Below are 20764 nucleotides of genomic sequence, written 5' to 3'. Positions count from 1 at the left end.
GGAGGTGCGCGTCATGACGCTGGTAGCGGCAGTGCAGATGGTATCCACGCCCGATGTGGCGGAAAACTTCGACACCGCCGCCCGGCTGGTGGCCGAGGCGGCGCAGCAGGGCGCGCAACTGGTGACCCTGCCCGAATACTGGCCGATCATGGGCATGACGGACGCCGACAAGATCGCGCACGCGGAGCAGGCGGGCGACGGGCCGATCCAGCAGTTCATGTCCGCCCTGGCCGCGCGCCACCGCATCTGGCTGGTGGGCGGCACCCTGCCGCTGGTGTCGGGACAGGAGGGCAAGGTGCTCAACACCCTGCTGGTGTATGGCCCGGACGGCCAGGCCGTATCCCGTTACGACAAGATCCACCTGTTCGGCTTTACCCGCGGCGAGGAGTCGTACAACGAGTCGAAGACCATCGTCCCCGGCAGCGCGGTCGGCACATTCGAGGCGCCGTTCGGCCGCGTGGGACTGTCGGTGTGCTATGACTTGCGCTTTCCCGAGCTGTACCGCGCGATGGGCGAGTGCACGCTGATCGTGGTGCCGGCCGCGTTCACGCACACCACCGGCATGGCGCACTGGGAGGTGCTGCTGCGTGCCCGCGCGATCGAGAACCAGTGCTACGTGCTGGCGTCGGCGCAAGGCGGTGTCCACCGAAACGGCCGACGCACCTTCGGCCACAGCATGCTGGTCGACCCGTGGGGCGAAGTGAAATCGCTGTTGCGCGAAGGCGAAGGCATTGTTCTCGGGAACGTCGATCCCGGCGTGCTGGCGCGGGTACGCGAGAGCCTGCCCGCCTTGAAGCACCGCACACTCTGATATGGCACAATGGCCGCAAACCGAACAAATGAAAGACCCCGCACCATGAAGCCATTCGATCCGAACCTCTCCGCACTGGCCGCTGCGCGCGACATCCTGCTGACCCCATTCGGCCTGGACGAGAGCAAGCTGCTGTCGACGCTCGGCCATATGTTCACGCACAAGGTGGACTACGCCGACCTGTATTTCCAGTACACGAAGAGCGAAGGCTGGAGCCTGGAGGAAGGCATCGTCAAGACCGGCAGCTTCTCGATCGACCAGGGCGTGGGCGTGCGCGCGATTTCCGGCGACAAGACCGCGTTCTCGTACTCCGACGAGATCTCGCCGCTGGCGCTGATGGACGCTGCCGAAGCGACCCGCACCATCGCGCGCGTGGGCAGCGGCAAGGTCAAGGTGGCCACCGGCATGAGCCAGCAGGGCACGCGCTCGCTGTACCTCCCGAACGATCCGCTCGCATCGCTCGACGCGACCGCCAAGGTCAAGCTGCTCGAACGCGTGGAGAAGATGGCGCGCGCCAAGGACCCGCGCGTAAAGCAGGTCATGGCCGGGCTGGCCGGCGAATACGATGTTGTGCTGGTGGCGCGCAGCGACGGCGTGCTGGCGGCAGACATCCGCCCGCTGGTGCGCGTGTCGATCACCGTGATCGCCGAGCAGAACGGCCGCCGCGAGACCGGTTCGTCCGGCGGCGGCGGGCGCTATTCCTATGATTACTTCACCGACGAGATCCTCGAGCAGTATGCGAGCGAGGCGGTCAAGTCGGCCATCGTCAACCTGGACGCGCGCCCGGCGCCGGCCGGTTCCATGACCATTGTGTGCGGTCCCGGCTGGCCCGGCGTGCTGCTGCACGAGGCGGTCGGCCACGGCCTGGAGGGCGACTTCAATCGCAAGGGCTCGTCCTCGTACGCCGGCCGCATCGGCGAGCGCGTGGCGGCCAAGGGCGTCACCGTGGTCGACGACGGCACGCTGAAGGATCGCCGCGGCTCGCTCAACATGGACGACGAGGGCAACCCGACCCAGTGCACCACGCTGATCGAGGACGGCATCCTGAAGGGCTACATCCAGGACACCATGAACGCGCGCCTGATGAAAATGCCGGTCACCGGCAACGCGCGCCGCGAATCGTTCGCGCACCTGCCGATGCCGCGCATGACCAACACCTACATGCTGGCTGGCGACAAGGACCCGCAGGAAATCATCGAGTCGGTCAAGAACGGCCTGTACGCGGTGAACTTCGGCGGTGGCCAGGTCGACATCACCAACGGCCGCTTCGTGTTCTCCGCGAGCGAAGCCTACATGATCGAGAACGGCAAGGTGACCTATCCGGTCAAGGGCGCCACGCTGATCGGCAACGGCCCGGACGTGATGAACAAGGTCACCATGATCGGCAACGACATGAAGCTCGATTCGGGCGTGGGCGTGTGCGGCAAGGAAGGGCAGTCGGTCCCCGTGGGCGTCGGCCAGCCGACCCTGCGCATCGAAGGCATGACGGTCGGCGGCACCGCCTGATCCGTTGGCGGTGCGGCGAAACCTGACCCAGTTTCAGCTTTCCACTGCACCGCAACAAAAACGCTTGCCAAGCCGCGCCACCGATTGCTATAGTGGTTCACACACATACGGATTTCTCATGCGTAACTCGACTTTTTATTTCTTCTGGTATTTTTGCTGCTCCAGCCCCGTGGCGGTGGACTAGCGGCCAGACTGAACCCAGTCGAAACACGCAAGAATCCGAGAAACCGCCAGCGATGGCGGTTTTTTTTTACCCGAAGTGGAGAACACATGCCCCGTACCGACGATTTACGCATCCGCGAAATGAAGGAACTGACGCCGCCGGCTCACCTGATCCGTGAGTTCGCAGCTGGCGACAAGGCCGAGCAGACCGCGGCCGGGGCGCGCCAGGCGCTGCACCGCATCCTGCACCGCCAGGACGACCGCCTGATGGTGGTGGTCGGCCCGTGCTCCATCCACGACACGCGCGCCGCGATGGAATATGCCGAGCGCCTGGCCGGGCAGCGCCAGCGCTTCGCCGCCGACCTCGAGATCGTCATGCGCGTCTACTTCGAAAAACCGCGCACCACGGTGGGCTGGAAGGGGCTGATCAACGACCCTTACATGGACAACAGCTTCCGCATCAACGACGGCCTGCGCATGGCGCGCGAACTGCTGCGCGACATCAACGAGCTGGGCCTGCCGTGCGGGACCGAATTCCTCGACGTGATCAGCCCGCAGTACATCGCGGACCTGATCAGCTGGGGCGCGATCGGCGCGCGCACCACCGAATCGCAGGTGCACCGCGAGCTGGCGTCGGGCCTGTCGTGCCCGGTCGGCTTCAAGAACGGCACCGACGGCAACATCAAGATCGCGGTGGATGCGATCAAGGCGGCCTCGCAGCCGCACCACTTCCTGTCGGTGACCAAGGGCGGCCACTCGGCGATCGTCTCGACCAATGGCAACGAGGATTGCCACATCATCCTGCGCGGCGGCAAGACGCCGAACTACGATGCGGCCAGCGTGGATACGGCCTGCCGCCAGATCGCGGAGCAGGGGCTGGCCGCGCGCCTGATGATCGACGCGTCGCACGCGAACAGCTCGAAGAATCCGCAGAACCAGGTGCCGGTGTGCGCCGACATCGCGGCGCAGGTGGCCGCGGGCGAAAGCCGCATCGTCGGCGTGATGGTCGAGTCGCACCTCGTGGGCGGCCGGCAGGACCTGGTGCCGGGCCGCGAGCTGGTGTATGGGCAGTCGATCACCGATGGCTGCATCGACTGGGACGCGAGCGTCGGCGTGCTCGAGACGCTGGCCGCGGCCGTGCGCCAGCGCCGCCTGCAGCTCGACTGATGCGGGGCCGCCCCCCCGGAGGCCGCTCTTTAATGCGGTTCTTTTCTAAAAACTGCGTGCACGGCCGGAAAATACTTAGACTTAGACTGGAATCGCGCTCTCGGGGCAACCTTTAGCCTGGTTTAGATTCCAGTCCTAATTCCTTAGACTGGTCGCCATGCGCTGCGTCTCCGCTACACCTGCACGACGCGCGGGCCGCGCACTTCGCGGCACACCGCAGCGATCTCGCCGCCATACGACGATTCGAAGTACACGAGATAGCAGTCCGCATGTTCCTGCGCCAGCCGCGCTGCAAGCTGCGGAAGTTCAGGTTCGCGGAATGCGTCCGCAACGATCGCGCGCCAGGCCGCGTCGACCGCGTAGCCTTCGAGGTCGCCCTGGTCGAGCTTCCAGCAGTAGATGTCCGAAATGATGGTGCCGTTGATCAGGTCGCGCATGCCGAGCCGCGCCACGCCGCGCAAGGCGACCAGCCGGTCCTCGCCGTCCGTGCCGCGCATCCGGAGATTGAATTCTCCCGAATCGGCAAAGTGAAACTCCCTGACGACGGCGTCGTGGATGCCGCTGCCGCGCAGGCGCCCGTCGGCATCGGTGGAGAAATCGGATCCGGACATGTTCGTTCCCTTGTGCGCTCAGCGGCGCTGAAGCCTCCAGTGTAGCCAAGCCGGAATCAGGCTGCGGCACGGCACGCGCCGAGCCTGGGCTCCTTGTGCAGCTGCGGGGCAGTTTGGCGGAATCGGCCATGTTTTGACCGATTCCGCCAATCCCCGGGCTTGGCGGAATCGGCTAAATCATGGCGGTTTCCGCCACTGACCTACGAGGACGCAGCTGCGGCAGGAATGAAAAAAGCCCCTGGAGCGATCCAGGGGCTTTCTTGGTGACGACCGGGGAACCGAACTGCCTGCTCAGCGGCTTGCGGGACGGTCCCCTTACGTCATCAGAACGAGTAACGCGCGCCGATCTTGAAGTAGCGGCCGATCGCGCCCGATGCGTCCATCGGGTTGTAGCTCATGCCGCCGTAGGTCAGCGGGTCGAGCGGTGCGATCTTGTCGAACAGGTTGTTGACCGAGCCGTAGATCTGCAGCTGCTTGGTCACGTTCCAGCGCGCCGACATGTCGACGGTGGTGAACGAAGCCAGTTTGCACTCTGCGTTCGGTGCCGGAGCGCCGCCCACCAGCGAGGAGGCGCACAGGTCGCCTTCGAACTGCACGTTCTTCATGCTGTCGCGGTAGTTGACGTTGGTCGACAGGCCGAACGAGCCCAGGTCCCACGATGCGGACAGCGATGCCTTGTTCTTAGGCGTGCCGGCGCAGTTCGAGGTGTCGCAGTTGCCGTGGGTGCCAGCATACTCGTAGCGGGTGGTTGCCGATTCGGCGCGCATCCACGAGTTGATGTGGGTCCAGGTCAGGCCGACGGTCGCACGGCCGTAGTCGCCCAGGCTCATGCGGTGACGGATGTCGAAGTCAACGCCCTTGATCTCGGTGAAGCTCGAGTTGCGGTACGGAGCCTTCGAGATCAGCAGCGTGCCGCTGTTCGGGATTGGCTGGCCGTTCGCGCCGATCAGGTTGTTATCCGCGCGCACTGCGGTCGGCAGGGCGGCAGCTTCGTTGTACGGCATCGGGTTGATCTCGTTTTCACGCTTGATCTGCCATGCGTCGATCGATGCGGACATGCCAGGGATCGGATCCCAGACCGCGCCCACGGTGTAGCCCTTGGAGGTTTCAGGCTGCAGGTTAGGATCGCCGATCTTGACTGCGGCAACCGATGCCGCGCAGTCGTTCGACGATGCGCCAGGAGCCGGCGTGCCGCCCGGGCAGCGGATCGGGTCACGCGCGGTGGCGGTACCGGTCGACTGCGAGTCGGCGCCCGATTCGGCAGGGCCTGGAGCGCGGAAGCCTTCCGAGTACGTTGCGCGCAGGGCGAACGTGTTGGTCGGGGTCCACTTGGCGCCGAGTTTCGGCGTGGTCGAGCTGAACGCGTCGTACTTGTCGTAGCGTGCCGCTGCCGACAGTTCCACGCCCTTGAGGATCGGCGCTGCGACTTCGACGAAGACTGCCTTCACCTTGCTGTCGCCGCGTGCTGCGACGTAGCTGGCGTTGATCTCGCCGTTCTGGGTACCCGACAGGGATGGGTTGTCGACGCGCTCGCGGCGGTATTCCGCGCCGACGGCCAGGCCGAGCATGCCGCCCTGCAGTTCCATCAGTTCGCGCGATGCCTTGAAGTCGATGGTGTCCAGCTTGGTGGTCGAGTTCGAGGTGGCGGTGCGCACCATCGCCGCGTACAGCGATGCCGGGTTCTCGCCGGCGCGGGCGCCGATGAGGTACGGGAAGTGCGGGCTGGCCGGGTTGCCCAGCGCGTCGCGCACCACTGCCATGTTCAGCATGTTGGTGTAGCGCAGTTCCAGTTCCGACTGGGAGTGGGTGATGCCGGTGTCGAAGTCCCAGCCCGCCATGTTGCCGCGCAAGCCGGCCACGAAGCGGCTGAACTTGTTGTCGGCGTAGCGGGTCGATGGGCCGACGTCGAACGCGGAGTAGCGCACGCGCACTGGCACGCCGTACGGGTTCTGCGGGTGGGTCGCGCCCAGCACCATGGTGGTGCCCGCGCCCGAGCCGTAGTTGATCACGCCGGTCGGGTAGGTCGCGTTAGGCGGGAACGCCACGGTCGGGGTGATCGATGGCGGCACCAGCGTGAAATGCGTATCGCGCTTCGAGTAGCCGGCTTCGGCATAGGCCTGCAGGTCCTGGTTGATGTTCAGGGTGCCGCGGGTGTACAGGTTAACGCCGTCGATGTCCGGCTGCATCGAGCGGAACTGGTCCTGATGCCATACGCAGCCGTTGGCCGGTACTGGCTGTGGGGAGACGGAGAAGGTCGAGCAGCCTGGCAGGTATTCGTAGGCCAGGGTGGTCGGGTTGCGGATCGCGCCGGTCGGGGTCGCGCCGGCCACGCCGCCGCGCACGTCGCCTGCCGCGAACTGGGTCGCGAGCGGGTAGCCCCATGGACGCAGGTCGCCCTTGCCGATCCAGGCGCGGTCCTTGCGGTCCTTGTTCATGACTTCGTCGGACTTGTACACCTCGGCGTTGACCAGGACGTTCCAGCCTTCGTTGTCCAGCGTGCCCAGGCCCCAGGTCAAGGAGGCCTTGGCCTGGTCGTTGTCGCTGTAGCGCGACTGGCCGTATTCGGCCTTGATGGTGGTGCCGGTGAAGTCCTTGCGCAGGATGATGTTGACCACGCCCGCGATCGCGTCAGCGCCGTAGGTCGACGATGCGCCGTCCTTCAGGATCTCGATGCGCTCGACCGCTTCCATCGGCACGGTGGACAGGTCGGTGAAGGTCTTCTGGCCGTCGTCTGCACGCGCAAACGGCGCCATGCGGCGGCCGTTCAGCAGCACCAGGGTGGAGGTGGCGCCGAGGCCGCGCAGCGAGATCGCGGTCGAGCCGGCGGCGAAGCCGTTGCCGAAGCCGGTCGGCAGGGAACCGGCGCCGTCGGCGGTCAGCGTTTGCAGGTATTCGGCCACAGTGGCCTTGCCCGACTTTTGCAGGTCGTCCTTGCTGATCACCTGGATCGGCGATGCGGTCTCGGCCTGGGCACGCTTGATGCTCGAGCCGGTGATTTCCACACGCTGGATCGGTGCGGCGGCGTCCTGCGCGTGGGCCATACCCACTGCCATGGTCGCCACTGCCATCGTGATGGCCTGGGCAAGTGCTGTCTTCTTGATCATGAATCCTCCAATGTAAGTACTTCTTCTTCTAAAAACAAATTTTCTCCATGCATATGCTTGATGGCGGGAACGCTTGTTCCCAACAATCGGAGATATGCACGCTAGCGTGCGCTGAAAGTGACTTCTGCGAGCATTTTCAAGCGCCCCCATCAGAGCACTTCGCTTTGAGTCTTGTCAATACGACGCGATGTGGAAACAACACTTTTTTTGTCGGGAATTTGTTCGGAGGTGCGCTGGCAAACCGTGGCCTACCCTTCGGGCAGGCTTTTGCGCTATTGTTGTGGCTTTTCTCGGCAGCAAAATGGCGGATCGATTCGAAGGCTGCGCAAGGGGCGCGGCGTGCTAGCGTATGTAGTGCGGCGCTTGGCCCAGATGGTGCCCACCATGGCCGGCGTGGTCCTGCTCGTGTTCTTCCTGTTCAACTGGGTGGGTGGCGATCCGGCTTACCTGTTGGCAGGCAAGATGGCCGATCCGGCGGCGATCGAGAACATCCGGCGCCAGCTCGGCATCGACCAGCCGTATGCCACCCAGCTGTGGATCTTCGTCAAGCAGATCGTCACCTTTGACTTCGGCAACGCCTGGAGCACGGGCGAGCCGGTTTCCCACATCATCTCCAGCCGCCTGGGGCCGTCGCTCACGGTGCTGGTGCCGCTCACCATCCTGGAAACCGTGCTGGGCATCGCGCTGGCGCTGGCCATCGCCTTCGTGCGCGGCTCGCTCACCGACCGCGCGGTGATGGTTGCCTGCACGATCGGCATGTCGGTCAGCATCCTGGTGTACATCATCGTGTTCCAGTACGGGCTGGCCTACAAGCTCGGGCTGTTCCCCGTGCAGGGCTGGGGCGAGACGCTCGGCGAGAACCTGCTGCATTACGCGCTGCTGCCGATCATCATCGGCCTGGCCGTGTCGCTGGCGCCCACGCTGCGCCTGTACCGCACCTTCGTGCTGGACGAAGTGAACCAGGACTATGTGCGCACCGCGCGCGCCAAGGGCCTGGGCGAACGGCGCGTGATGTGGGTGCATGTGCTGCGCAACGCGGCCATCCCGATCATCACGCATGTGATGGCGAGCCTGCCCGCGCTGCTGATCGGGGCCTTCCTGCTGGAGCGCTTCTTCGGCATTCCCGGCATCGGGCGCGAGGTGATCCTGGCGGTCGAGCGCAGCGATTTCCCGGTCATCAAGGCGATCACCGTGTATGTGGCCGCAGCGACCATGCTCTTTAACCTGCTCACCGACCTGCTGTACCAGGCGGTGGATCCGCGCGTGCAGCTCAAATGATGGCAGCGAACGAATTCAGGGCTTCGCCCGGCCTGTGGGCGCTCGCGTGGAAGCGCCTGCGCGCGGACCGCGTGGCGATGGTGTCGCTGGCGGTGGTGGCGCTGTTCCTGGCCACGCTGGTGCTGTCCAGCCTCGGGCTGGTAGCTTCAGACTGGGAGCGGGAGGCAGGCGTGAGCTATGCGCCGCCCACCTTCATCGGGCCGGATCTGGCCGCGCGCGAAGCGGACGTGCTGGAAGCCGGGCCGCCGCCCGCCAACGCCTTCGACCCGCTGGCGGAGGACATCGCGCAGCTGCGCGAGCAACTGGACAGGAGCGGCGCGCGCGCCGAAACGGTGCGCAGCGAGACGCTGCCGTTCGGCGCCGACAAGTGGGGCCACGACATCCTCAAGAAGACTATCAAGGGCGCGGAAACCTCGATCGTGGTGGGCCTGGTCGCGGCCACGCTGGCGGTGGCGCTGGGCACGCTGTTCGGCGCCTTCGCCGGCTATTTCGGCGGGCTGGTGGACGACTTCTTTACCTGGTTCTATTCGATCTTCACGTCCATTCCGTCGATCCTGATGATCCTGACCGTGGCCGCGGTGCTGCAGGCCAAGGGCGTGCTGACCATCGTGCTGATCCTGGGCCTGACCGGATGGACCGGGCCATACCGCCTGATCCGCGCCGAGTACATGAAGCACAAGGCGCGCGAGTACGTGATGGCGGCCGACGCCATCGGCGCCTCGCACTTGCGCAAGATGTTCTCGCACATCTTGCCGAACGTCTCGCACATCGCGCTGGTGCAGCTGTCGATCCTGGTGGTCGGCTTCATCAAGGCCGAGGTGATCCTGTCCTTCCTCGGCTTTGGCGTGCCGGTGGGGGTGGTGTCCTGGGGCTCGATGCTGGGCGAGGCGCAGAACGAACTCATTCTCGGCAAGTGGTGGCAGCTGGCCGCCGCGGCCGGCGTGATGGCGGTGCTGGTCACCGCGTTCTCCCTGTTTACCGATGCGCTGCGAGACGCGCTGGATCCGAAACTCAAATGAGCAGCCCGAACATGCTCCTCCAGGTGCGCGATCTGCGCGTGCGCTTCCGGGTCGACAAGACCAGCACGGTCGAAGCGGTCAAGGGTATTTCGTTCGACGTGCCGGAAGACTGCACGGTGGCGCTGGTCGGCGAATCGGGCAGCGGCAAGTCGGTCAGCTCGCTCGCGGTGATGGGACTGCTGCCCGCGCACACGACCGAGATCGATGCCGGCAGCAGCATCCTGTTCGGCGGGCGTGACCTGCTCAAGGCCAGCCCGGCGGAGCGGCGCGCGCTGTGCGGCAAGGAGATCTCGATGATCTTCCAGGAACCGATGTCGTCGCTGAACCCGGTCTTTACGGTCGGCTTCCAGATCGGCGAAGTGCTGCGCCGGCACATGGGCATGAACGGCAAGCAGGCGCGCGCGCGCACGCTGGAACTGCTGGACGAAGTCGGCATTCCCGACCCCGAACGCAAGATCGACGCCTACCCCGGGCAGATGTCGGGCGGGCAGCAGCAGCGCGTGATGATCGCGATGGCGATCGCCTGCGAGCCGCGCCTGCTGATCGCCGACGAGCCGACCACCGCGCTCGACGTGACCATCCAGAAGCAGATCGTGGAGCTGCTTGCGCGGCTGCAGGCCCGGCGCCGCATGTCGGTCCTGTTCATCACGCACGACCTGGGCCTGGTGAGCGAGATCGCCGACCGCGTAATCGTGATGCGCCACGGCGAGGTGAGGGAGGAGGGCGCCGCCGCCCAGGTGCTGTCCAATCCGTCCGACACTTACACGCGCGCGCTGCTGCATTGCCGGCCGCCGCTCAACGCGCGCCCGATGCGCCTGCCTGTGATCGAGGACTACATGCAGGGCCGGCCCCCGGTCACCGAGCAGCGCGAGCGAGGCTACGTGGAGGGCGACGAGAACATCCTGGTCGTGCGCAGCCTGGCCAAGAGCTTCTATACGCGCGAAGGACTGTTCGGGCGGCGCGAGTTCAAGGCCGTCAAGGGGGTGTCTTTCGATCTCCCGCGCGGCAAGACGCTCGGTATCGTCGGCGAATCCGGCTCGGGCAAGACGACCGTCGGGTTGACGCTGCTGCGGCTGCACCGCGCGACCGGCGGCAGCGCACTGTTCGAAGGGCGCGACCTGGTGTCGATGTCCGATGCCGAGTACCAGCCCTACAAGCGGCGCATCCAGATCATTTTCCAGAATCCCTACGCGTCGCTGAATCCGCGCTTTACGGTGGGGCAGATCCTGCTCGAGCCGATGCGCATCCACAGGATCGGGGCCAACGAGCAGGAGCGCGAGCAGGCGGCATACCAGCTGCTCGAGCGTGTCGGGCTGCCGGCCGCCGCCTTCCACCGCTACCCGCACGAGTTCTCGGGCGGGCAGCGGCAGCGCATCGCCATCGCGCGCTGCCTGACCATGAAGCCGGAGATCCTGGTGTGCGACGAATCGGTGTCCGCGCTCGACGTCTCGGTGCAGGCGCAGGTGCTCAACCTGCTGCAGGACTTGCAGGACGAATACAAGCTCTCCTATATCTTCATCTCGCACGACCTGTCGGTGGTGCGCTACATGGCCGACCAGGTGATGGTGATGCACCATGGCGAAGTGGTCGAGCTGGGGAATTCGGATGCGCTGTATGCGAATCCCCAGCACCCCTACACCCGCACCTTGCTCTCAGCCGTTCCGTCGCTGGCATAGGAACTGTCCCTGCGCCGCTGAGCGGGCAGTACTGTCCCCTGATCTTTAGTCCGCGACCCTATAGCCTTGCTATCAGCCCCGCAGGCTGAAGATCAGGGGATGGTCCCCTGCGGGGACAGTCCCCGCCGTAGCGTGACTACGTAGTTTTTCATGCGAAATTTCGCCCTGCGGTATGCACGCGGTTGTACCTAAACTACAAAACTTCACTTGCGCTGACGCCAATTAATCTTTAAGCTTTGACGTCCATATCGAGCCCGCCGTCATGACCGTCCAGCTTTCGTCCCAGCCGTCCCAGCCTCACGCGCCTGCCGCTTTTGCGGACGGTCCGCGCCTGCTTGCGGACATCGGCGGCACGAACGCGCGCTTCGCCCTTGAAGTGGCGCCGGGGCAGGTGGACTACGTGGCCGTGCTGCCCTGCTCGGGCTACGCCACGCTGGCCGATGCGCTGCGCGCCTACCTGGCGTCGCCGGCAGTCGCCGCAGCGAACTTGCCCGCGATCCGTCACGCCGGCGTAGCCATCGCCAATCCGGTGGACGGCGACCGCGTGCGCATGACCAATCACCACTGGGAATTCTCGATCGAGGCGATGCGCACCGAATGCGGCTTCGACACGCTCCTGGTGGTCAACGACTTTGCCGCGCTGGCCTGCGCGCTGCCGCACCTGGCCGCGAACCAGAAGGTGCAGGTGGGCGGCGGCTCGCCGGTCGCGCACACGCCGCTTGGCTTGCTCGGCGCCGGCACCGGCCTGGGTGTATCCGGCCTGGTCCCGAACGGCGGCGGCTGGACTGCGCTGAACAGCGAAGGCGGCCACGTCACGTTCTCGCCGGCCAACCAGCAGGAAGTGGCGATCCTGCAGTACGCGTGGCGCGAATACGAACACGTGTCGGCCGAACGCCTGATGTCCGGCTCCGGCATCGAGCTGGTGTTCCGCGCGCTCGCCGACGCAGCCGGCCAGCCGGATGCGCGGCTCGACGCACCCGAGATCGCGCGCCGCGCGCTGGCGGGCGAATGCGCGCTGTGCGACGCCACCGTGGAAGCCTTCTGCGGCATGCTCGGCACCGTGGCCGGCAACCTGGCCATCACGCTGGGCGCGCAGGGCGGTATCTATATAGGTGGCGGCATCGTGCCACGCCTGGGCGAGCGCTTCGTGCGCTCATCGTTCCGCGCGCGCTTCGAACACAAGGGGCGCTTCGTCGACTACCTGGCGCGCGTGCCGACCTACGTCATCACCGCCGAATATCCGGCCTTCCTCGGCGTGTCGGCCATGCTGGCCGAGCGGCTGGCCGCCGTCCGCGCCGCATAAGCCCCGCACCTGCGTTTTCGCCACCGCGTAGTTTTATCAGGTACAATGGCCGCAGATTGGCAGGTTTCATGCCGCTCAAACAAGGTGGCTCTCCCCGCGCCGCCCGTATTTCACCGCCCCTGGCAAGCCTGCCTCGGCGACGGATTCCAGTTTCAACGCATTGTGTTTTCCAGGCGGCGTCATCCGTGATGACGGCTGCTATTCGTTGATATGGGTTGTAGTTAACGTTCTTGACGTTTCTCGACATCGATATGAATACTGATGAGGCTAAGCGAGTCCTCGAAACCGCGCTGCTGTGTGCCCGTGAACCGATGTCGATCCACGGCATGAAGAAGCTGTTCGTGGACGTAGACAGCGCCGGGCGGCCCATGGGCGCCGGCGTGGGTTCCGATACGATCAAGATCCTGCTGGAGGAGTTGCGGCGCGACTGGGACGGGCGCGGCGTCGAACTGGTGGCGCTCGCCTCCGGCTGGCGCTTCCAGAGCCGGCCCGAGATGAAGGTGTACCTGGACCGCCTGAGTCCCGAGAAGCCGCCGAAATATTCGCGCGCCACGCTCGAGACGCTTGCGATCATCGCCTACCGCCAGCCGGTTACGCGCGGCGATATCGAGGAAATCCGCGGGGTGGCGGTCAATTCGCAGACCATCAAGATGCTGGAAGACCGCGGCTGGATCGACGTGGTCGGCCACCGCGAGGTGGTGGGGCGCCCGGCGCTGCTGGGTACGACCAGGCAGTTCCTCGACGACCTCGGCCTGGCTTCGCTGTCCGAACTGCCGCCGCTGCAAACGGTGGCGGACATGCAGGCCGAAGACAAGCTGCAGGTGCTCGAAGAAGCGCTGCAGCAGAATTTCGAGAAGGACGCGGCAGCACAGCCCGCGCACGCGGCCGTACCGGGCGATCAGGATGCGGAGCCGTCCGGCCAGGAACTGGTCAGCAACGAAGCGCTGGCCGAAGCGGTGATCGAAGCCGCGATTGAAGATGAATTCCCGGATGCCATCGCGGCCGCGAAGGCCGAGGACGAAACACAGCACGCACACGAAGTGCGGGATACAAAAACTGAACAATGAATAACGTAACCGACAATAAAGAGACACAGGCCGAGGGCTCCGAGCAGCCGGCCAAGCCAAAGCGCCGCACCAAGGCGCAGATCGAAGCCGACCAGGCGGCGGGCATCGCGCCGGCCCCACGCAAGCGCGCCGCCAAGGCCGCGCCGGCAGAGGGCGACGCGCCCGCACCGAAAAAGCCGCGCGCGAAGAAGGCAGTTGCTGCCGAAGCGCCAGCGGCAGCATCCGCTCCGGCGGAAGCGCCGGCGCCTGCGCGCGAGGCGCAGGACGCCGCGCCATCCGCCGAGACGCAGGGCGCGGAGCGCCAGTCCCGGGTGCGCGGTCCGCGCGCGATGCGCGAACAGCGCAAGCACCGCGAAGAACGCAAGCCGCAGCAGCCGGCCGCCGAAGCAGCGCCGCAGGAAGCCGGCGCCGGGCAGCAGCCTGCAAGCCAGGGCCAGGGCCAGAAGCCGCGCCAGGAAGCGCGCGGTGACCGCGCCGCCAATGGCCGCAACAAGAAGAAGAAAAAAGGCGGGCAGGGCGCGCCACGCGAACAGCAGGGCAACCGCCCGCGCGGCGGCAATGAAGCCGACGACATCTTCTCCTTCGTCACCTCGGACGCGTTCGACGCCAACGAAGGCGGCCGTGGCCAGCCCAAGCCGGTGCGCCGCGAACTGACCGCCGAAGACGACGCGCCGAAGCTGCACAAGGTGCTGGCCGAAGCGGGCATGGGCTCGCGCCGCGACATGGAAGAACTGATCATCGCCGGCCGCGTGTCGGTGAACGGCGAGCCGGCCCACATCGGCCAGCGCATCCTGCCGACCGATGCCGTGCGCATCAACGGCAAGCTGATCCAGCGGCGCGTGTCGAACAAGCCGCCGCGCGTGCTCATCTATCACAAGCCTGCCGGCGAGATCGTCAGCCATGACGACCCGGAAGGCCGCCCATCGGTGTTCGACCGCCTGCCGACCATGAAGGCCGGTAAATGGCTGGCCGTCGGCCGCCTGGACTTCAACACCGAAGGCCTGCTGCTGTTTACCACCTCCGGCGACCTCGCCAATCGCCTGATGCACCCGCGCTACAACATCGACCGCGAGTACGCGGTGCGCACGCTGGGCGAGCTGGAAGAAGGCATGCGCCAGAAGCTGCTGGCCGGCGTCGAGCTGGAAGACGGCATGGCCAACTTCACCAAGATCGCCGATGGCGGCGGCGAAGGCGTCAACCGCTGGTACCGCGTGGTGATCGGCGAAGGCCGCAACCGCGAAGTGCGCCGCATGTTCGAAGCGGTCGGCCTGACCGTCTCGCGCCTGATCCGCACCCGCTATGGCGTGATGACCCTGCCGAGCAACCTGAAGCGCGGCCGCTGGGAAGAGCTGGAAGAAAACAGCGTGCGCGACCTGCTGAAGGCGTTCGGCGTCGAGAAGAAGGGCGCAGGCGAGCAGAAGCCGGCAGTCAAGGGCGGCAAGCGTCCGCAGGCTCCTCGTGAGGCTGACGGCAACCGCATCGACCGCGCCGACGCCAACCGCAATGCCGACCCGTTCCCGAAAGGTCCTCGGGGCGCAGGCCGTGGCCCGCGCGGCGCCGGCGCCGGCATGGGCCAGCCGCAAGGCCAGGGCCGTGCGTTTGGTGCGGGCCGTGGCGGCGAAGGCAAGCCCGGTCCGAAAGGCCCGCGCCAGCCCGATCCGCTGCAGACCACGTTCGGCTTTGCCGGCGCCACCGCGCGCGGCAGCCGCCGCCCTCAGGGGCCGGCGGGTCCCGGCCGCCACGACGCCGGCATGCCCCGCCGCGGCCGCCGCGGCTAAAAGCGGAAGGGGACTGTCCCCGTAAGGGGACCGTCCCCGGATCTTTTGTGTGCTGCCAAAGGAAGCAATTTTTTGGCTTGCATGTCAAAGATCAGGGGACGGTACTGCCGCCTTGGCGCCTCCGGGGACAGTCCCCGATCTTGCTGCACAGAACTTGGTGAATTCAGCCTTATTTATACTTAAAATGTGTTGTTTGGATGTCCACAGGTCCTGACTGCGATTGCGGCAAAGCCGTGAAAGCGTTATAATTCTCAACCTAATCAACGTTCTACCCGATATTTCCGGCGCATGAACGAGCAAGTTTGGTTGGGAATAAGAAGATGGGCAGATGCCCATTTTTTTTTTGTTGAACCGTTTATAGCACCCTGGAGATTGACGTTTGCAGCTGTTTGACCTGATCGCAACAACCGTAACCGGCCTGGGCTACGACCTCGTGGATGTGGAGCGGGGCGAGCGCGGGATCCTGCGCGTCTATATCGACCGCACGGAAGCCGATGCGGCCGAACGCGGCCCGCTCGACGTGGAAGACTGCGCAACGGTCAGCCACCAGCTCTCGCACGTGCTGACGGTGGAGAACATCGATTACGAACGGCTGGAAGTGTCGTCGCCGGGCCTCGACCGCCCGATCCGCACGCTGGCCGACTTCACGCGCTTTGCCGGCCATGAGGCAACGGTCAAGCTGCGCGTGGCAATGCCGGGTACCGCGAACCGGAAAACCTTCACGGGCGTGCTGCACGCACCGGAAGGCGACAAAATCGGGTTGGAATTTGAAAGCAAGGATGGACCGGCCATGTTGGAATTTACCCTGGCCGATCTCGATAAGGCACGCTTGGTGCCGCAGGTGGATTTTAGGAGCCGCAAAGCATGAGTCGCGAAGTATTGTTATTGGTAGATGCGCTGGCGCGCGAAAAGAACGTCGACAAAGATGTCGTCTTTGGTGCGCTCGAGTTCGCACTGGCGCAGGCTACGAAGAAGCGCTACGAAGGCGAAGTGGACATCCGCGTCTCGATCGACCGCGAAACCGGCGAGTTCGAGACCTTCCGCCGCTGGCACGTGGTGCCTGACGACGCCGGCCTGCAGCTGCCAGACCAGGAAATCCTGCACTTCGAAGCGGTCGAACAGATCCCCGATATCGAAGTGGACGAGTACATCGAAGAGCCGGTGGAATCGGTCGACTTCGGCCGCCGCTTCGCCCAGGACACCAAGCAGGTGGTCCTGCAGCGCGTGCGCGACGCCGAGCGCGAGCAGATCCTGGCCGACTTCCTGGAGCGCGGCGACTCGCTGGTCACCGGCACCATCAAGCGCATGGAACGCGGCGATGCGATCGTCGAATCGGGCAAGATCGAAGCGCGCCTGCCGCGCGACCAGATGATCCCGAAAGAGAACCTGCGTATCGGCGACCGCGTGCGCGCCTACATCCTGCGCGTGGACCGCAACATGCGCGGCCCGCAGGTGATCCTGTCGCGCACCGCGCCGGAATTCATCATGAAGCTGTTCGAACTCGAAGTGCCTGAGATCGAGCAGGGCCTGCTGGAGATCAAATCGGCAGCGCGCGACGCTGGCGTGCGCGCCAAGATCGCCGTGTACACGGCCGACAAGCGCATCGACCCGATCGGCACCTGCGTCGGCATGCGCGGTTCGCGCGTGCAGGCCGTGACCGGTGAACTGGGCGGCGAGCGCGTGGACATCGTGCTGTGGTCCGCGGACCCGGCGCAGTTCGTGATCGGCGCGCTGGCGCCGGCGAACGTCTCGTCGATCATGGTCGACGAAGAGAAGCACGCGATGGACGTGGTGGTGGACGAAGAGAACCTGGCAATCGCGATCGGCCGCTCCGGCCAGAACGTGCGCCTGGCGTCCGAACTGACCGGCTGGAAGATCAACATCATGACGGCCGAGGAATCGGCCGACAAGCTGGCCGCGGAAACCGCGATCGTGCGCGCCCTGTTCATGGCCAAGCTGGACGTGGACCAGGAAGTGGCCGACATCCTGGTGGACGAAGGCTTCTCCAGCCTGGAAGAAATCGCCTACGTGCCGATCTCCGAGATGCTGGAAATCGAAGCGTTCGACGAAGACACCGTGAACGAGCTGCGCACCCGCGCCCGCGACGCGCTGGTGACCGAGGCGATCGCTTCCGAAGAAGGCCTGGAAGGCATGGAAGAAGCGCTGGTCAACCTGGAAGGCATGGACCGCACCACTGCGGGCAAGCTGGGCCTGGCGGGCATCAAGACGCTGGCGCAGTTCGCAGGCCTGGCGTACGACGAGTTCGGCGCCATCCTTGCCCTGTCGACCGAGCGCGCGCGCGAACTGATCGACAATGAATTTAATGATGTGACCGACGACGAGATGAAGATGGTGGACGCGAAGTACGACGAGCGCGCGAAAGCCTTGCAGGAAAAAGCCTGGGCGCAAGCCGAAACGGCCAAGGCTTGATTCACGGTTTGTAGATCATCTGTCGCGACAAAAGTATAGAAAAGAGGACTGAATGGCGAGTAACAACGTAGCCCAATTTGCCACCGAACTGAAGATGCCCGCAGACGTGCTGCTGACGCAGTTGCGTTCGGCCGGCGTCGAAAAGAGTTCGGCGTCAGATCCGTTGTCGAAAGATGATAAGGACAAGCTGCTGAATCACCTGCGCCGCTCGCACGGCGCAACGGAACCAACCGAGAAAAAGAAGATCACGCTCACCCGCAAGGAAACGACCGAGATCAAGCAGGCCGATTCGAGCGGCAAGAGCCGCACGATCCAGGTCGAAGTGCGCAAGAAGCGCACCTTCGTGCAGCGCGACGACCTGCCTGCGACCACCACCGAAGCCGCTCCGGCAGCGCCGGTCGTGGACGCGGCCGAACTCGCGCGCCGCGAAGAAGAAGCGCGCCGCCAGTCCGAGCTGATCGCCCGCCAGGAAGCCGAGCTGCGCGAAAAGCAGGAGCGCCTGGCCAAGCTGGACGCCGAGAAGGAAGCCCAGGCCAAGCAGGCCGCCGAAGACGCGCGCCGCCAGCAGGAAGAAGACGCCAAGCGCGCTGCCGAAGCGATGGCCAGCGCCGCCACCGACGACGCCAAGAAGGCGGTCGCCGACGAAGCCAAGCGCAAGGCCGATGAGGCAGCGAAGGAAGCTGCCGCACGCGCCGAAGCCAACGAAAAAGCACGCAAGGCCGTGGCCGACGAAGTGGCGCAGATCAAGGCCATGATGAGCCAGCCGCGCCGCGTGATGAAGGCGCCTGAACCGGCCCCGGTGGAAGCACCGAAGCCGAAGGCTGCCGAAGGCACGCTGCACAAGCCGGCCGACAAGAAGCCAGCCGTGGGCGGCGCCGACAAGAAGCCGGGCGACAAGAAGTCGATCAAGTCGGCCAATGTCTCCTCGACCTGGTCGGACGACAAGAAGCGCGGCGCGCCTCCGGGATCGAAGACCCGTGGCGCGGCGCCGAGCGGCGGCCGTGACGGCTGGCGTGCCGGTGGCAAGGGCCGCCGCAACTCGCACCACGACGACCGCGAATCGACCTTCCAGGCGCCGACCGAGCCGGTCATCAAGGACGTGCACGTGCCGGAGACGATCACCGTCGCCGAGCTGGCGCACAAGATGTCCGTGAAGGCGTCGGAAGTCATCAAGCAGCTGATGAAGCTGGGCCAGATGTGCACCATCAACCAGGTGCTGGACCAGGAAACCGCGATGATCGTCGTGGAAGAAATGGGCCACAAGGCATTCGCCGCGCAGCTGGACGATCCGGAAGCGCTGCTGGCCGACCAGGGCGAGCACGCCCACGCCGAATCGATGCCGCGTGCGCCGGTCGTGACCGTCATGGGCCACGTCGACCACGGCAAGACCTCGCTGCTGGACTACATCCGCCGCGCCAAAGTGGCGGCAGGCGAAGCGGGCGGCATTACGCAGCACATCGGCGCCTACCACGTCGATACGCCGCGCGGCATGGTCACCTTCCTCGACACCCCGGGCCACGAAGCGTTTACCGCGATGCGTGCCCGTGGCGCGAAAGCGACCGACATCGTCATCCTGGTGGTGGCAGCCGACGACGGCGTAATGCCGCAGACGAAGGAAGCGATCGCCCACGCGAAAGCTGCCGGCGTGCCGCTGGTTGTCGCGATCAACAAGATCGACAAGCAGGGCGCCAACACCGACCGCGTGACGCAGGAACTGGTTGCCGAAGGCGTGGTGCCTGAAGAATACGGTGGCGATTCGCCATTCGTCCCGGTGTCCGCAAAAATGGGTACCGGTATCGACGCGCTGCTGGAGCAGGTGCTGCTGCAGGCCGAAGTCCTGGAACTGAAAGCTCCGGTCGACGCGCCAGCGCGCGGCCTGGTGGTGGAAGGCCGCCTGGACAAGGGCCGCGGCCCGGTCGCGACCATCCTGGTCCAGGCAGGTACGCTCAAGCGCGGCGACGTGATCCTCGCGGGTTCGTCGTTTGGCCGCGTGCGTGCAATGCTCGACGAGAACGGCAAGCCGATCACCGAAGCGGGTCCGTCGATTCCGGTCGAAATCCAGGGCCTGACCGAAGTGCCGGTCGCCGGCGAAGAAGTCATGGTGATGGCGGACGAGCGCAAGGCGCGCGAAATCGGCCTGTTCCGCCAGGGTAAATTCCGCGACGTCAAACTGGCACGCCAGCAGGCCGCGAAACTGGAGAACATGTTCGACCAGATGGCCGAAGGCGAAGTCAAGAACCTGCCGCTCATCGTCAAGACCGACGTGCAAGGTTCGCAGGAAGCGCTGGTTGGCTCGCTGCAGAAGTTGTCGACCTCCGAAGTGCGCGTGCAGATCGTGCACGCGGCGGTGGGCGGCATCTCCGAATCGGACGTCAACCTCGCGGTCGCGTCGAAGGCGGTCATCATCGGCTTCAACGCCCGTGCCGACGGCCAGGCGCGCAAGCTGGCGGAAGCCAACGGCGTGGACATCCGCTACTACAACATCATTTACGACGCGATCGAAGAAGTCAAAGCGGCGCTGTCGGGCATGCTGGCGCCGGAGAAGCGCGAGCACGTCACCGGTACCGTCGAGATCCGCCAGGTCATCCTGGTTTCGAAGGTCGGCGCGGTGGCAGGCTGCCTGGTCACCGACGGCGTCATCAAGCGTACCTCCTCGGTCCGCCTGCTGCGCAACAACATCGTGGTGTGGACTGGCGAGATCGAATCGCTCAAGCGCTTCAAGGACGACGTCAAGGAAGTGCGTGCCGGTTTCGAGTGCGGCCTCTCGCTCAAGAACTACAACGAGATCCAGGTTGGCGACACGCTTGAAGCGTTCGAAATCCAGGAAATCGCACGTACCCTGTAAGATTAGC

14 protein-coding genes are annotated in these 20764 nt (G+C 65.3%); 12 read left to right on the top strand and 2 right to left on the bottom strand.

Features of this window, described 5'->3' with window-relative positions; translation table 11 throughout:
* Positions 1–13: 13 nt before the first annotated feature.
* The 3 genes from ACFSQR_RS07370 to aroG all read left to right on the top strand — a co-directional run bounded on the left by ACFSQR_RS07370 (position 14) and on the right by aroG (position 3646).
* A complete protein-coding gene (locus ACFSQR_RS07370; RefSeq protein WP_377729008.1) occupies positions 14–811 on the top strand; it encodes a carbon-nitrogen hydrolase family protein in 798 nt (265 codons plus the stop codon).
* A 45-nt stretch (positions 812–856) separates the two neighbouring features.
* Entirely contained in the window at positions 857–2317 is a 1461-nt protein-coding gene (gene tldD / locus ACFSQR_RS07365; RefSeq protein WP_377729007.1) for a metalloprotease TldD, read from the top strand.
* A 270-nt stretch (positions 2318–2587) separates the two neighbouring features.
* Positions 2588–3646 carry a 3-deoxy-7-phosphoheptulonate synthase AroG gene (gene aroG / locus ACFSQR_RS07360; protein ID WP_377729006.1) on the top strand — a complete coding sequence of 353 codons (1059 nt, stop codon included), beginning with the start codon at positions 2588–2590 and terminating at the stop codon, positions 3644–3646.
* A gap of 173 nt (positions 3647–3819) precedes the next feature.
* On the opposite strand, the gene ACFSQR_RS07355 is transcribed toward aroG, so the two are convergent.
* Positions 3820–4257 (bottom strand): hypothetical protein, encoded by a 438-nt coding sequence (locus ACFSQR_RS07355; RefSeq protein ID WP_377729005.1) that lies wholly within the window; start codon positions 4255–4257, stop codon positions 3820–3822.
* 323 nt (positions 4258–4580) lie between these two features.
* Complete coding sequence (locus ACFSQR_RS07350) at positions 4581–7361, bottom strand: TonB-dependent receptor (RefSeq protein ID WP_377729004.1); 2781 nt, start codon at positions 7359–7361, stop codon at positions 4581–4583.
* A gap of 339 nt (positions 7362–7700) precedes the next feature.
* On the opposite strand from ACFSQR_RS07350, the gene ACFSQR_RS07345 reads away from it, so the two are divergent.
* The 9 genes from ACFSQR_RS07345 (at position 7701) to infB (ending at position 20757) form a co-directional block, all read left to right on the top strand.
* Positions 7701–8639 carry an ABC transporter permease gene (locus ACFSQR_RS07345; RefSeq protein ID WP_377729003.1) on the top strand — a complete coding sequence of 313 codons (939 nt, stop codon included), beginning with the start codon at positions 7701–7703 and terminating at the stop codon, positions 8637–8639.
* Positions 8639–9658, top strand: a complete 1020-nt coding sequence (locus ACFSQR_RS07340) for an ABC transporter permease (RefSeq protein ID WP_377729037.1) — start codon at positions 8639–8641, stop codon at positions 9656–9658. The genes ACFSQR_RS07345 and ACFSQR_RS07340 overlap by 1 nt, the downstream gene beginning before the upstream one ends.
* The gene (locus ACFSQR_RS07335; protein WP_377729002.1) at positions 9655–11334 is read left to right on the top strand and encodes an ABC transporter ATP-binding protein; all 1680 of its coding nucleotides are present in this window, start codon (positions 9655–9657) and stop codon (positions 11332–11334) included. Before ACFSQR_RS07340 ends, ACFSQR_RS07335 begins: the two co-directional genes overlap by 4 nt.
* Before the next feature lie 262 nt (positions 11335–11596).
* Positions 11597–12637, top strand: a complete 1041-nt coding sequence (locus ACFSQR_RS07330) for a glucokinase (protein ID WP_377729001.1) — start codon at positions 11597–11599, stop codon at positions 12635–12637.
* A 251-nt stretch (positions 12638–12888) separates the two neighbouring features.
* The gene (gene scpB / locus ACFSQR_RS07325; protein ID WP_377729000.1) at positions 12889–13704 is read left to right on the top strand and encodes an SMC-Scp complex subunit ScpB; all 816 of its coding nucleotides are present in this window, start codon (positions 12889–12891) and stop codon (positions 13702–13704) included.
* Positions 13701–15482, top strand: a complete 1782-nt coding sequence (gene rluB / locus ACFSQR_RS07320) for a 23S rRNA pseudouridine(2605) synthase RluB (RefSeq protein ID WP_377728999.1) — start codon at positions 13701–13703, stop codon at positions 15480–15482. Before scpB ends, rluB begins: the two co-directional genes overlap by 4 nt.
* A 379-nt stretch (positions 15483–15861) precedes the next feature.
* Positions 15862–16350 carry a ribosome maturation factor RimP gene (gene rimP / locus ACFSQR_RS07315; protein ID WP_377728998.1) on the top strand — a complete coding sequence of 163 codons (489 nt, stop codon included), beginning with the start codon at positions 15862–15864 and terminating at the stop codon, positions 16348–16350.
* Positions 16347–17912 (top strand): transcription termination factor NusA, encoded by a 1566-nt coding sequence (nusA, locus tag ACFSQR_RS07310; RefSeq protein WP_377728997.1) that lies wholly within the window; start codon positions 16347–16349, stop codon positions 17910–17912. Before rimP ends, nusA begins: the two co-directional genes overlap by 4 nt.
* 52 nt (positions 17913–17964) lie before the next feature.
* Positions 17965–20757 carry a translation initiation factor IF-2 gene (gene infB / locus ACFSQR_RS07305; protein ID WP_377728996.1) on the top strand — a complete coding sequence of 931 codons (2793 nt, stop codon included), beginning with the start codon at positions 17965–17967 and terminating at the stop codon, positions 20755–20757.
* The last annotated feature ends 7 nt before the right edge of the window (positions 20758–20764 follow it).

Source organism: Pseudoduganella sp. GCM10020061 (assembly GCF_042683405.1).
GTDB lineage: Bacteria > Pseudomonadota > Gammaproteobacteria > Burkholderiales > Burkholderiaceae_D > Telluria.
Note: the sequence above shows the minus strand (reverse complement) of the source record. Positions and strands in the feature narration are given on the sequence as shown.

Bases quoted from the DNA above. Each gene is read 5' to 3' on its own strand.
- ACFSQR_RS07370 (WP_377729008.1), top strand. From the start codon at position 14: ATGACGCTGGTAGCGGCAGTGCAGATGGTATCCACGCCCGATGTGGCG.
- tldD (WP_377729007.1), top strand. From the start codon at position 857: ATGAAGCCATTCGATCCGAACCTCTCCGCACTGGCCGCTGCGCGCGAC.
- aroG (WP_377729006.1), top strand. From the start codon at position 2,588: ATGCCCCGTACCGACGATTTACGCATCCGCGAAATGAAGGAACTGACG.
- ACFSQR_RS07355 (WP_377729005.1), bottom strand. From the start codon at position 4,257: ATGTCCGGATCCGATTTCTCCACCGATGCCGACGGGCGCCTGCGCGGC.
- ACFSQR_RS07350 (WP_377729004.1), bottom strand. From the start codon at position 7,361: ATGATCAAGAAGACAGCACTTGCCCAGGCCATCACGATGGCAGTGGCG.
- ACFSQR_RS07340 (WP_377729037.1), top strand. From the start codon at position 8,639: ATGGCAGCGAACGAATTCAGGGCTTCGCCCGGCCTGTGGGCGCTCGCG.
- ACFSQR_RS07335 (WP_377729002.1), top strand. From the start codon at position 9,655: ATGAGCAGCCCGAACATGCTCCTCCAGGTGCGCGATCTGCGCGTGCGC.
- ACFSQR_RS07330 (WP_377729001.1), top strand. From the start codon at position 11,597: ATGACCGTCCAGCTTTCGTCCCAGCCGTCCCAGCCTCACGCGCCTGCC.
- scpB (WP_377729000.1), top strand. From the start codon at position 12,889: ATGAATACTGATGAGGCTAAGCGAGTCCTCGAAACCGCGCTGCTGTGT.
- rluB (WP_377728999.1), top strand. From the start codon at position 13,701: ATGAATAACGTAACCGACAATAAAGAGACACAGGCCGAGGGCTCCGAG.
- nusA (WP_377728997.1), top strand. From the start codon at position 16,347: ATGAGTCGCGAAGTATTGTTATTGGTAGATGCGCTGGCGCGCGAAAAG.
- infB (WP_377728996.1), top strand. From the start codon at position 17,965: ATGGCGAGTAACAACGTAGCCCAATTTGCCACCGAACTGAAGATGCCC.